Source organism: Acinetobacter sp. S-1 (assembly GCF_059579785.1).
Genome location: NZ_CM184207.1, coordinates 660,476 through 674,564, shown reverse-complemented (window position 1 = coordinate 674,564; position 14,089 = coordinate 660,476). Strand labels below are relative to the sequence as shown.

General features: G+C 37.8%; 9 protein-coding genes. 3 read left to right on the top strand and 6 right to left on the bottom strand.

Annotated elements, in window-relative coordinates:
• Positions 1 to 259 precede the first annotated feature (259 nt).
• The 6 genes from AC52J8_RS03315 to pilG form a co-directional block, all read right to left on the bottom strand.
• A complete protein-coding gene (locus AC52J8_RS03315) occupies positions 260 to 727 on the bottom strand; it encodes a hypothetical protein (RefSeq protein WP_197738970.1) in 468 nt (155 codons plus the stop codon).
• On the bottom strand, positions 727 to 5,232 hold the full coding sequence (locus AC52J8_RS03310) for a hybrid sensor histidine kinase/response regulator (RefSeq protein WP_086399660.1): 4,506 nt from the start codon (positions 5,230 to 5,232) through the stop codon (positions 727 to 729). Before AC52J8_RS03310 ends, AC52J8_RS03315 begins: the two co-directional genes overlap by 1 nt.
• A gap of 147 nt (positions 5,233 to 5,379) precedes the next feature.
• On the bottom strand, positions 5,380 to 7,458 hold the full coding sequence (locus AC52J8_RS03305) for a methyl-accepting chemotaxis protein (protein ID WP_005072794.1): 2,079 nt from the start codon (positions 7,456 to 7,458) through the stop codon (positions 5,380 to 5,382).
• A 42-nt stretch (positions 7,459 to 7,500) separates the two neighbouring features.
• A complete protein-coding gene (locus AC52J8_RS03300) occupies positions 7,501 to 8,037 on the bottom strand; it encodes a chemotaxis protein CheW (RefSeq protein ID WP_002116439.1) in 537 nt (178 codons plus the stop codon).
• A 60-nt stretch (positions 8,038 to 8,097) separates the two neighbouring features.
• Complete coding sequence (locus tag AC52J8_RS03295; RefSeq protein ID WP_002116220.1) at positions 8,098 to 8,460, bottom strand: response regulator; 363 nt, start codon at positions 8,458 to 8,460, stop codon at positions 8,098 to 8,100.
• A gap of 22 nt (positions 8,461 to 8,482) precedes the next feature.
• Positions 8,483 to 8,866: a twitching motility response regulator PilG gene (pilG, locus tag AC52J8_RS03290; RefSeq protein WP_000389061.1), complete on the bottom strand. Its 384-nt coding sequence runs from the start codon at positions 8,864 to 8,866 to the stop codon at positions 8,483 to 8,485.
• A gap of 283 nt (positions 8,867 to 9,149) precedes the next feature.
• Between pilG and AC52J8_RS03285 the strand changes: the two genes are divergently transcribed.
• The 3 genes from AC52J8_RS03285 (at position 9,150) to AC52J8_RS03275 (ending at position 14,080) form a co-directional block, all read left to right on the top strand.
• Positions 9,150 to 9,788 carry a hypothetical protein gene (locus AC52J8_RS03285; RefSeq protein ID WP_044100316.1) on the top strand — a complete coding sequence of 213 codons (639 nt, stop codon included), beginning with the start codon at positions 9,150 to 9,152 and terminating at the stop codon, positions 9,786 to 9,788.
• A gap of 68 nt (positions 9,789 to 9,856) precedes the next feature.
• Positions 9,857 to 10,966, top strand: a complete 1,110-nt coding sequence (locus AC52J8_RS03280; protein WP_086611500.1) for an efflux RND transporter periplasmic adaptor subunit — start codon at positions 9,857 to 9,859, stop codon at positions 10,964 to 10,966.
• 15 nt (positions 10,967 to 10,981) lie between these two features.
• The gene (locus AC52J8_RS03275) at positions 10,982 to 14,080 is read left to right on the top strand and encodes an efflux RND transporter permease subunit (protein WP_068565015.1); all 3,099 of its coding nucleotides are present in this window, start codon (positions 10,982 to 10,984) and stop codon (positions 14,078 to 14,080) included.
• Positions 14,081 to 14,089 lie beyond the last annotated feature (9 nt).

Genomic DNA, 14,089 nt, shown 5'->3' with positions numbered 1-14,089 from the left:
TATAATAAAATTAGGCTCATCCTTTAACTATAATTTCAATTTATCTCCTTTTAAAATTTAGTATGAGGCTTTATTAAAAGTAAATATGGGTAATTTCTTATATTTTAGCATTTGGAATACATATAAAATATAAATTTACGATATAAATAAAGCAAGCACTTCAATGATTTTTTAAACAAATAAATTTATATTCTATAAAAGAATTTCATCTATTTTTGATAAAAAAAGGAACTCAAAATGAGTTCCTTTTTTAGATATTTTATAGATGAAGTGAATTTTGAATATATTGCAAATTAGGAACATGGTAGCGTTGATTGTCCATACGAACGTATTTAAATACAGTTGAGTGCTGTAAAGACTCTTGTATATCTTCATTTTCATCTACGACTTCAGAAATACGCAGACGAACTGAAACTGGCATCGATTTACACACAAGTGCAAAACGTTGACTAATGTCTTCGCTTTCAATGACTAAAGCTACTGCTCGAGAATCTATTTCGTTGTGAACCGAATAAACAGGGAGTTTTACATCATGCCATTCAATACGCTTGATACCGTTTTTAACATCCATAGCAGATAACACTATATTTTGCGGCAATAGCATCGGCACTTGCTGATGACACTCGATAATATATGCATCAATAAAACCAGTTGAGACAGTAATTAAATGCTGAAGCTCTTGCTGGTCCATTTCATTAATTAAGGATGTACTTATATTACTTTTCATTAGGCAAGTCTCCCTTCAAATGTCATGAATAACGCATCAATATTGTGAAGTAAGTCTTCTTCTTGGAAAGGTTTACCCATGTATTGGTTCACACCTAAAGTAAATGCTCGTTCACGGTGTTTTTCACCAGTTCGTGATGTAATCATAATCACTGGCATATCTTGATGTAGATCATGATGTCGAACGAGGTTAAGTACCTCAAAGCCATCCATTCGCGGCATTTCAATATCAAGTAACATGAGATCTGGTTTAATATTTTCCAACTGCTCAATGGCATCAACCCCATCTTTAGCTGTAACTACATCATAGCCCTGACGTTCAAGTAAGCGAGACGTCACCTTACGTACAGTTACCGAGTCATCTACAATCATGATAAGACGTCGCTCGTCAGACTCGCGTTTTCTATAAATAGTTTCATTAAGCGATTTATGTGGGCGAGTAGATTGAATTTGGCGAGCAATATTTTGTCCATCTAAAATTAGACAAACTTGGCCATCACCTAAAATAGTTGCTCCTGCAATCGCACCAATGCTAGAGAATTGTTGTCCTATTGGCTTAACTACAATCTGTGCGCGTGAGCCAATCAGTTGGTCAATTAATAATGCGACGGTTTGTCCATTATTTGCCTTAATCATTAATACTGGTAATGAATACATCATTCCACTTAAGCGCGGAATTGGTTGATTACCAACAAACTCAGATAAATAACGTAATGGATAACGCTTATTTTCAAATTCAAAGAGCTCTTGTGCACTTCCGAAATATTGTTCTAATGATGCTGGTGAAACTCGTACAATTCGATCAATCTGAGCCAATGGAATTGCAAATTGCTGATCAGCAACTTTAACCATTAAAGCATCACTAACAGCTACTGTCGTTGGAACACGTATGGTAAAGACAGTTCCCTGCCCGTATACAGAGTCGACACTCACATGGCCACCTAAGGCCTTAATATCACTTTGCACGACATCCAGCCCTACACCACGACCTGAAATCTGAGTGACTTGATCGGCTGTACTTAAACCAGGATGGAAAATCAGCTGTAAAATATCTTGATGTTCTAATACTTGCTCTGGATTAATCAAACCAGACATTAACGCCTTTTGACGAACCTTCTCGATATCAATACCTTGCCCATCATCCTTAAATGTAACTACAACATCTGTACCTTGACGATGAATATTGAGTTCAATACGTCCCGTTTCTGGTTTCTGTGCTTGCTCACGTTGCGCACGGTCTTCTAGTCCATGGTCAATTGCGTTTCTAAGCATGTGCTCAAGTGGCGTAACCAAACGTTCTAACATTGTCCGGTCCAGCTCGCCTTCTGTATTATTAACAAAAAGCTCTGCTGGTCGATTTAACGCGGTAGAAGTCTGCCTCACAATTCTTTGCAGACGAGGCAACAATCGAGAAAATGGTACTAAGCGTGTTCGCATAAGACCTTCTTGAATTTCAGCCTGAATACGCGATTGCTGTACCAATAAACCTTCAGTGTCTCTGATCTTTTCAGATAATGTATTTTTAAAATCTACTAAATCTGATGCAGACTCGGCAAGAGACTTTGATAACTGATTTAATGAAGAATATTGGTCCATCTCTAAAGGATCAAATTCCGTATAACGTGAGTTCTCAATACCGTGTTTTGCAATAATTTGGGTTTCTAATTCGCCTTCCATTCGACGCAACTGATCTGCAAGTCGCTGAATAGCCAATTCCATTTCCGCTAAGGTATGACCAAATTGGCTTAAATCCATTTCAATTCGCGAACGGTTAATCGAATTTTCACCAGACAGATCAATCATTTTTTCAATTAAATCTGCCGAGACTCGAATCATCTCATTATTTTGATCAAGGCGTTGTGCTTGTTCCCAATCACTCATCATTGGCGGTGGTTCTGTACCGTCACCTTGCACAAAACTCATTACAGGTTCCGTGCTGAATAGATCAGTTCTAGTTAACTTACTAGGAATTTGAATTGCTGTTTCAATGAACTGGATATTTTCCAGACTTTGTTGTAAACCATCGAAGTGTTGATAATTTTGTTTAAAAATTGCCTCTTTTAACCAGACAATTGCACTCTCTAATAAGTTGTCATAAATATTTGAGCTGAAATGATGAAGCGCAAATTGTTCAAAAGCATTCTCAAGTTGATAAGCAATCGCTTGCACGGTTTCAAGTCCCAGCATACGGGAACCGCCTTTCAAGCTGTGCACTGCCCTTTGTAGTTGAAGCAAGATACTACGGTTAGTACGTTGCTCGAACCATTGTTTTAATAGATGATCGGCCATTTCTAATAGTTCGGCCGCTTCCTCCATAAACGTCTGCTCGACAACAGTATTAATATCTTGATCTGGGATATTCTCTGTATGATTGTGATCAGCATAAAGAACTTGTAATTCGGTTTGCTCAACAAGTTGATTATTAGACTTAGCAATCTGCTCAGAACCAGAAGTTAACTCACTGAGGTTTAACGCCGTATTATTTATCGCTTCTTGTTGTAATACTTCAAAATTTAATTCAGGTATAACATACGTTTCAGGTTCTGTTTTGCTCTCTTTAATATGAGAATCAAATACCTGACCTGCATTTTTAAGTGCTTGAATAGTATGAGAAGCAGCATAATCTAGGTGCTGTTCACGCACTATTTGAAGACGGTCAGCCAAGTCATCTTGAACTAGTCGAATAAAATCAATGAGAGCAGACGAAGCTATCAACTGTTTTTGAATTAAACGCTCATAAATACTTTCTAACTCATGTGCAATTAAACCAATATAAGTTGCCTGAATCATATTTGCCCCACCTTTTAAGGTATGCAAATAACGCATCAGATTATTGAGAGCGGCAAAGTTTTCTTGATCATCAACCCAAAGATTAAGATCTGTATCCATTCCCTCAAGCAACTCATCGGCTTCTTCAAGAAAAATATCTAAAAGATCTGGATCAAAATGACGGTTTACATGCTCAGATGAAATGAATTGTCGATCTAGTTGTACACTCTGCCCTATGGTGACCTGATCAGTGAATACATTTTCTATCAGAGGTTCATTCGCCGTTTGTTCAACTTCAGCATTAAACAATGGTTCAAAAACGTCTTGATGAGTTTCTAATGATTCGGAATTAAGATTTGGAATATATTGAGTATATAGTTTTAGCTCATCCAAGACATTTTGGTGTTGCTCAATGATACTTACTCTTTGTCCCGCAGCTAATGCATCAAATAACTGAATTAATTGTTGGTGCGCTTTTTGATAAATTTCAAAAATATAATCTGATTGCAATAAATCAGGTCGATCAAGCAATATGTCGTAGCTTTCTTTCAACTGGTTAGTATATTCATATAAACCAATCATTGCCTGCGACTGAGTATGTTGCAGCAAAACATCTGCTTGTTCACTTAAACGTTCAAGATAATGAGGAAACTCTGTACGTATTCCCTTCTCAAAGTCTAATTCCGCATCAAGTAATTCAGCAACATCTAGCTGTAATAGCTGAGACACTAAACCATGTGGCGGCATGAGTGGGCTTGAATGCTCTCCATGCTGCTCCATGTAAGTATCCCAAACCTGATTAAATTTCTGTAAATCAGATTCCAATTGCTCAGTAGAGCAATGTGCAGCCAATAGATCTAAACTATTTCGAATAAACTGACGATAATCACGGAGTAATGAAATTTCTTCAGAGTGAGAAGAAAGCTCTTCTTGTAATAGTATTTTAAATAAATGCTCAACTTTGGTACTGGCTTCAAAGATTGGTTCTACATGAGCCATGGCAGAGCTGCCACGTAATGTATGTAACGCACGTATTAAAGCATTATAACTTTCATGCTGATGTATTTCTTTTTCCAAAAACTGATCAATTGTCGCTAAGTGCTCTTCTGCTTCTTCCATAAATAAAATTAAGGTTTCAGCAAGAGTCTGTTCAGTTTCTATAGCAACTTCTGGAGTCAAAATAGTTAAAACTTCTGTAGATTCTGGTTCTAAGTCATTTGTTTCTAAACCAGTTTGAGTTTCAGCAGTAAGAATATCTGATAATAATAAAAGTTCGTCTAACGCGGGTTCTATACTTTGCTGTTGCTGTAGTTGTTGTCCCAATAAAATTAGGGGCCTAAAGTCTAGGGTATGATTTTTTTTAGATTTGAAGTCATCTACTAACTTAAAGAAATAGAACTTAAATACCAACTGAACATATTGTTGGATGTTAGGAATTAATTCGAGACTCTGATTAATTACCCGATTAAGCGTATCTTCTACAGTCCAAGCAAGCTCAGCAGAAGATTTGGCACCAATCATTCGCCCAGAACCTTTCAATGTATGAAAATGACGGCGGATTTCAGTAAGCGTAGCAATATTTTTAGATTGCATCCATTCGTGAATCAAAGATTGTAATTCAACAAAAATTTCTTCAATTTCTTCGACAAATATTTCAAGAAATTCATCGTCTTGTTGAGAGTAGCTATCTTCCGGTAGCATCATTGCTTCAGTTAAAGTTTTTAATATTTCTTTCATAGCAAAGGCTTCTTTTGCTTGTCTCCCAAATGGAGAAAAACGACAGAGTCAACACCAGAAAAATAGCTGTTTCCCCAATATTTATCTGGTGTTGTTAATACTTTTTAGAAGAATAGCTGTACTGAAACAGCTATTCTCATCCCCAATTTAATCAGGTAATTTAAAGTCCGTTACCGATTCACGTAATGACTCTGCCATGTTTGCTAGTTCAGAAACAGAGCGTGCTGTATCAAAGGTTGCAGTTGTCGTTTGTGAAGTAATTTCTTGTACGACTGTCATGGTGGTCGCAATATGGCTGGCAGATGCAGATTGAAGTTTTGCTGCATCAGAAATGCTGGCAATTAAGTTTGCCAAGTCACCCGATACTTTTTGAATTTCATCCAAGGCAATACCCGCGTCTTTTGCCAAGTTTGCACCACGCACAACTTCAGTGGTGGTTTGTTCCATCGAAATAACAGCTTCATTTGTATCAGTCTGAATTGTTTTAACCAGAGTTTCGATCTGTTTAGTTGCCGATGCAGAACGCTCTGCAAGACGCTGTACTTCGTCAGCAACTACGGCGAAACCACGGCCTGCTTCACCAGCCATAGATGCTTGAATTGCTGCGTTTAATGCAAGAATGTTAGTTTGGTCGGCAATATCGTTAATGAGCGATACGATGTTACCAATTTCTTGTGAAGACTCACCCAATCGCTTAATACGTTTAGACGTTTCTTGAATCTGTTCACGGATTGTGTCCATACCTTCAATTGAACGGTTTACCACTTGCGCACCATTAGAGGCAATTTGTACCGAACGCTCTGCTACCTCAGCAGATTCAGATGCATTTGAAGATACTTGGTCAATCGATTGCGCCATTTCATTCATTGCTGTTGATGCACCAGCAATTTCTTGAGCCTGATGCTCAGACGCCTCTGCTAATTGGTTCGTAATACTCTGCGTATCTTGTGTATAGCGAGCAACTTCTTGAGAGGTTTCATGAATACGGGATACAAGGTCACGTAGTTGGTCAATCGCAAAGTTAATCGAGTCGGCAATTGCTCCCGTAAAATCCTCAGATACAGTTGCATATGAACGTAAGTCACCATCTGCAAGATCGGCGATTTCATCAAGTAAACGTAAAATCGCGTTTTGGTTACGGTCATATTCGTCTTGTAATCGAGTAACACGTTGCTTATCCATCACACTACGTAATGTGATCAATTTAAATACAGAGAAGATTAAGCCTGCTAAAGAACTGATTAGCACCGCACCTAACAATAAAGTAAGCCAGTTCTTTCTTGCTACATCAGATAAATGCCCCAAGTTATCTAACATCACATCTGATTTAGAGAAGATCTGAGAAGATGCCTGACGAACATTGACAATCTGGTTACCATTTTTTAATACCGTGGCAGCAGCAGATTTTAAGACTTTGTCATATTCAGATTTAATACTTTCTAATGATTCACGTAAAGCCGGATCAGCAATACGATCAACACCCAATTCAGCATTACCATTAAGTTCAGCATTTAAATACGTACCAAACGTATCAATGTCTACACCAAAATCGCTAGTCGATACATTGCCATCGGTACCACTTAATACCGAGTTAATAGAACGTAAAATACGTTCGGCAATAAATACCTGGTTTTTAGCAATAATTACCTGACTACTTGGCAAACCTTGACGCGCCATTTGGTCAACCATCAAGTTATATTCTGCCTGAATCTCAGGGACGGTTTCGCTAATAGAGATGTTGGTGTCATATAACTGGTTAAGGACTTTTTGATGTGCTGAAATCAAATCGATGTTTTTTGAAAGTTCAGTCCACATAACTTGAACTTTTTGATATTCATCAGTCGATTTACCGTGAATATTTTCAATCTCAAGTAAGTTTTCATTAAAGTCTTTTTGAGACTGCTGTAGCTTGGTGATTGCCTCTTGAGAGCCAGACTCAGTTGCTTCAGTTGCTTGTTTAGAAATCGTTTGAGATAACAAACGCAACTCACCGAGACTTCGAATTAACTGGTTATGACGTGGAACGTTATAGAACAGATAGGCTAGAGAAACTAATGCAAGCACAAAACATAAAAGTGCTGCATATAGGATTGGCTTGGACTTTTCACTTTCCCCAAATAAACTGGCAAATTGCTCAATTTTTGACTGGATTGTTGCAATAAAATTGACACCCGATTTTTCGGACGCAACTCGACTACTGCCTTTCTTTTTAAGCTTAAAGCCCATAGCTTTTCCCCAGAAAAATACTCTGTTTTCACAGCGTAAAAATTAGTTTATAAATTTTGTCGATGCATTCATGTAATGTGGGTTTTGCAATAAACGACTAAATAAAAAGACATGCCAATGCTGGTTATGTTGATGAAAATAACCTTGGCAATATTCTTTTAGATTTTCCTCTAAGTCTAAGCTTTGAGAAAAAAAGCTTTTTTTATTAAAGTGCTGAATCCCCAAAACCTGATCCACGACCAACCCCACATACTGGTCGCGATGGCTAATACACAATACTTTTTGAGTTGACGAAAATGAACTTCGTTGCCCTAAAATAAAATGCGCCAAATCAGACACTGAAAGTAATCTTCCTCGAATATTTGCCAATCCCTTTACCCAACTTTGGGTATTTGGAACAGGTGTATATTTTGGCGGATAGATTACTTCTGACACTTCCCCAAGTGGTGCGACGAAGTATTGCCCTCTCATTTCAAAAGCAATTCCTGACCATCGCTGTGCTTCATTTTGAACTGAAGCGTAATTCTTATTACCCCGTTTAGACAAACGAAGTAACTCGATAAATCCATTCGCTGCCATACTCGATCCTATAAAACGGGTACAAAATGCCCGTTATTTATGTTTTTATGGATGGATGAGTTAATTTAGAAATTGTTTAATTACATCAATTAATTGATTCTCTTCGATTGGCTTAATCAAATAATCGATTGCACCTTGACGCTTGCCCCATACACGGTCAGTTGCCTGATCTTTAGTACTCACAATAACAACAGGGATATGCTTAGTGTCTTCATCACGAGTAATCTGACGTGTTGCCTGAAAACCATTTACACCCGGCATTACAACATCCATCAATACAAGATCTGGTTGCTCTGCTTTTGCAAGAGTTACACCATCTGCACCATTTGATGCTTCAAGCACGTCATAACCATGTTTGGTTAGGATCTCTTTAAAACGGAAAGTTTCTGTTGGTGAATCATCTACAATGAGAATACGTGCCATTTTTTTGCCCTCAAATTATTGTTTATGAACTTACATGATTACGAATCGCGTTTAACAATTCATCTTTGCTAAAAGGTTTCGTCAAGTATTCATCTGAACCTACCACACGCCCTTTTGCCTGATCAAATAAACCATCTTTACTAGAGAGCATGATAACGGGAATATTCTGATAATTTTGAGAGTTTTTTATCAAAGCACAAGTTTGATAACCATCTAAACGAGGCATCATGATATCGACAAAAACAATATCCGGATTTGCTTCTGCAATTTTGGACAAAGCTTCAAATCCATCCACAGCAGTAATCACTTCACAGCCTTCGCGCTGTAATAAGGTTTCTGCTGTACGGCGAATGGTTTTTGAGTCATCAATCACCATTACTTTCAGATTTTGGAATGCATCTTCCATTTAATCTTCCATCCCCATAAAAATAAAATATAAATGCAATTTAACTTAAATTTGTTTTTACACATTTATACGCATTTTTAACATATCTCACCTTCTATTTTCAATGAGGCATTTTTGTCTACTTTCTCATTTATAAACAATAACTTTTAACCTCATCACACTTTAATTAAAATTATCATTTTTTTATAATGACTATATTTTTATTCAGCTAAATAATAATTAATATAATCAAGATTAAATATTTAAAAATAAGCGACTTAGCTATCTTTTTTGGGGATTTTCAATGAATGACAGGATGAAATATGCCTTTTACAGGAACTGTTTGTCTGTATCTATAGGCATTATTTCCTTCGGATCACTCTTTTTCTTACCCTTTAGTGTTGCTATTGCCGATACACCTAAAGCGGTTTGGTATCGTTATTATGATCAACATGGTATTGCCAATATTAGTACATCGGTTACACCTGCTCATATTCGTTATGGTTATGAAGCTCTAGATCGTAATATGCAAGTAATAAAAAGAAACCATTCTTATAATGCTGAAGCTGATTTAAATCAATCAAGTCAACGGGCATTATTAGCGCGACATAAAGAACAAGATATCAAATTAAAAAAAGCTTATAGCAATAGTAAGACAGCTTCGATTAAAAGAGATCAGGCATTAGTGTCTATAAAAAAGCAAATTAATTATCAGCAGGAACAACTTAATCAATTACAACAAGACAAAATTTTATTTAAGCGTCAGGAAATGGAGTATTTCAGAAAAGGAGAACCGATTCCTGAGCGTCATAAGGCTTTGATTGAAAACAATCTAAATAATATTAATCGGGTTAAACAAACACTTGAAACACTTTCCAAGACCTATAACCGAACCAACAATGAGTATGAAAATATTATCGATCGTTTAAAAAAGCTTGAATAACTGCAAAGGTTTATCAAGAATAGGGGCAAAATAAAATTTGAATTATAGGATGATGCTGTATGCACACAATGCATCTCACCCCTTCTACTTTTTTTAAACTAAGTATTATTAGTTTATGTTTAATTTTAGCTGCATGTAATCAGCAAGAAACAACCAAAACTACTGAATCAGCTCCTGTCAAAATTGAGCTTATTCCTCAAGACCTTATTGCAGTTAAAGAAGGAGCTCTTGACTCTCAAACTGCATTTACAGGAACTATTCGAGCGGTTCAGCAAAGTTCCATTCAGGCACAAGTGAGTGCAACGGCGACGAATGTCACTGCAAATGTGGGTCAACAGGTACAAAAAGGCCAAGTTCTGGTGAGATTGAATAATCAGGACAATGTTGCAAGATTAGCGCAAGCACGCGCCAACCTTGCATCAGCTCAGTCACAAGCTGAACTTGCTCGTAATTTGATGAACCGAAAACAAAGATTATTTAATCAAGGTTTTATTGCTCGTGTCGAGTTTGAACAAAGCCAGGTTGACTATAAAGGCCAGCTTGAAAGTGTAAAAGCACAACAAGCGAATGTTGATATTGCTAAAAAAGCGGATCAAGACGGTATTATTACTAGTCCAATTTCAGGTGTGATTACTAAACGCCAAGTTGAACCTGGTCAAACTGTTTCAGTTGGACAAACACTATTTGAAATCGTAAATCCTGATCAACTTGAAATACAGGCCAAGTTGCCAATTGAACAGCAATCTGCACTTAAGGTCGGTAGTAACATTCAATATCAAATTCAGGGTAATTCAAAACAATTAAATGCAACGCTAACTCGCATTTCACCTGTTGCAGATCAAGATAGTCGACAAATTGAGTTCTTTGCTGCTCCTAAAGAAAAAATTGACTCGTTAAGTATTGGAGCTTTCATTAATGGAAACATTCTGCGCAATGACACTCATCAAGGCCAAACTATTCCTTTAGACAGCATTCAAAATATACAACATGACCCGTTTGTATGGGTAATACGCAATCACACCATTCAAAAAGTTAAAATTCGGGTGGTTGAACAGCGTTATAACGACAATATTGCTTTAGTCGAAGGTTTACAAAGCACAGATCTGGTCAGCCGTATTCAATTTGAAGATTCCGACATTAATAAAAAAGTGACGGTTACAACCGACAAAAATAAATAAGGTAGCAAATAGCGTATGTGGTTTACTCGAATCAGTGTGAAATACCCCGTTTTTACCATTATGATGATGCTCAGCTTAATGGTACTCGGGTTGGCCTCTTGGAAACGTATGACTGTCGAAGAGTTTCCAAATATAGATTTCCCATTCGTAGTAGTCACCACACAATATGCGGGTGCGTCACCTGAGGCTGTGGAGTCAGATATAACAAAAAAACTTGAAGATCAAATCAATACAATTTCAGGAATTAAACAGATTACTTCACGCTCAAGTGAAGGCCTTTCAATGGTGATTGCCGAGTTTAATCTTGATACTTCTTCGGCGATTGCTGCTCAGGATGTTCGTGACAAAATTGCACCCGTCACAGCGCAGTTCCGTGATGAAATTGATACACCGATTGTGCAACGCTATGACCCCTCTTCTAGCCCAATCATGTCAGTCGTATTTGAATCAAATAGCATGAGTTTGGCGCAATTAAGTTCGTATGTAGATAAAAAAATCGTACCTCAGCTTAAAACGGTTTCGGGTGTCGGTAATGTGAATTTATTGGGCGACGCTAAACGGCAAATACGAATAAAGGTTATTCCTGCACAATTGCAAAGCTACGGCATTGGTATTGATCAGGTCATTAACACGCTAAAAAATGAAAATATTGAAGTGCCTGCAGGGACCTTACAGCAAAAAAATTCTGAACTGGTTGTACAGATTCAATCAAAAGTTATTCATCCCCTTGCATTTGGTGATTTGGTGATTGCCAATAAAAATGGTTCACCCATTTTTTTAAAGCAAGTGGCAACTGTTGAGGACACACAAGCCGAACTACAATCGAGTGCCTTTTATAATGGAAGAACTGCGGTCTCAGTCGATATCTTAAAAAGTTCCGATGCCAATGTAATTAAAGTCGTCGATCAGACTTATCAAACGTTAGAGAAATTAAAAGATCAAATGCCTGCGGGTTTAGATTACAAAGTCGTAGCTGATAGCTCTAAAGGTATTCGCGCTTCAATCAAAGATGTTGTTCGAACCATTATTGAAGGTGCTGCTTTAGCAGTTCTCATTGTTTTACTCTTTTTAGGCTCTTTCCGCTCTACAGTTATTACCGGTTTAACCTTACCGATTACTTTGCTCGGAACCTTAACTTTTATCTGGGCATTTGGGTTTAGCATTAACATGATGACGCTGTTAGCTTTGTCACTCAGTATTGGTTTACTCATTGATGATGCAATTGTAGTTCGGGAAAATATCGTCCGACATACTGAACTGGGCAAAGACCATGTGACCGCGGCTCTTGAAGGGACAAAAGAAATTGGTTTAGCCGTACTCGCAACCACGCTTACTATTGTGGCAGTCTTTCTACCCGTAGCCTTCATGGGTGGTCTGATTGGACGCTTCTTTTATCAATTTGGTGTAACGGTCAGTACCGCTGTTTTAATTTCAATGTTTATTAGCTTTACGCTCGATCCAATGCTTTCAGCTCATTGGAAAGATCCTGTAAAGAAAAAAGATAATTGGCTACAACGTTTTTTTAACCATATTTCTAATTTGCTAGATCGGCTTACTCATGTTTATGAAAAGCTATTAAAGCTTGCTCTACGCTTTCGTTTTATTACCGTCATTGTTGCAATCGCTTCATTATTTGCTGCATTAGGACTATCTAAACTCATCGGGACCGAATTTGTACCTACACCAGATAAAGGTGAAGTCCGTATCCAGTTCGAGACTCCTGTAGATTCTTCTTTAGAATATACCCAAGCCAAATTACATCAGGTCGATCAAATTATTAGACAATTCCCCGATGTCGTTTCTACTTATGGCGTGGTTAACAGTGAAGTAGACTCTGGTAAAAATCATGCTGGTTTAGGGGTGACCTTAAAACCGAAACAAGAACGTAGCTCAGATCTGAATACTCTCAACAATGAGTTCCGTGATCGTTTGCAAACTGTAGCGGGTATTCGAGTGACCTCTGTTGCCGCAGCACAAGACTCTGTCTCTGGCGGACAAAAGCCAATCATGATTTCTATTAAAGGATCTGACCTAAATGAACTACAGAAAATTTCAGATCGCTTTATTGCTGAAATGGAAAAAATTAAAGGCGTAGTTGATTTAGAAAGTTCATTGAAAGAACCCAAACCTACTTTGGGTGTTCATATTAATCGCGTGCTGGCAAGTGATTTGGGCTTATCTGTTTCCCAAATTGCGAATGCCATTCGACCATTAATTGCGGGCGATAATGTCACCACTTGGGAAGACCGCGACGGCGAAACTTATGATGTGAATTTACGTTTAAATGAAAATAAACGTATGCTTCCGCAAGATGTTCAAAATTTATATATCAACTCTAATAAAACCAATACAGCTGGACAAAATATATTAGTTCCATTGAGTGCAGTCGCAACGACCGAAGAAAAGCTCGGTGCTTCGCAAATTAACAGACGTGATCTTGAACGTGAGGTTCTTATTGAGGCAAATACCTCTGGTCGCCCGAGCGGAGATATTGGTCAAGACATCGACAAAATGCAAAAGGCATTTAAGTTACCTGCGGGCTATACATTCGATACTCAAGGAGCAAACGCCGATATGGCTGAATCTGCGGGATACGCATTAACAGCCATTACCCTATCGATTGTATTTATTTATATCGTGTTAGGTTCTCAGTTTAATAGCTTTATTCATCCAGCAGCAATTATGGCCTCTTTACCTTTGTCATTGATTGGTGTTTTTCTTGCCCTATTCTTGTTCCAAAGCACCCTAAATCTGTTTTCGATTATTGGTATTATCATGCTGATGGGGCTCGTCACTAAAAATGCGATTTTGCTGATCGATTTTATTAAGAAAGCGATGGATCAGGGTGTGAGCCGTTATGACGCTATTTTACAAGCTGGTAAGACCCGTTTACGTCCAATTTTGATGACCACAAGTGCTATGGTGATGGGGATGGTTCCCTTAGCTTTAGGTCTCGGCGAAGGCGGTGAGCAAAGCGCACCAATGGCTCATGCGGTTATTGGTGGTGTGATAACCTCTACTCTGTTGACTCTTGTGGTTGTACCCGTCATTTTCACTTATCTGGATGACTTGAAAAACTTTATGCTGCGTCAAACACGACGATTCATGTCATAATGCAGCGAT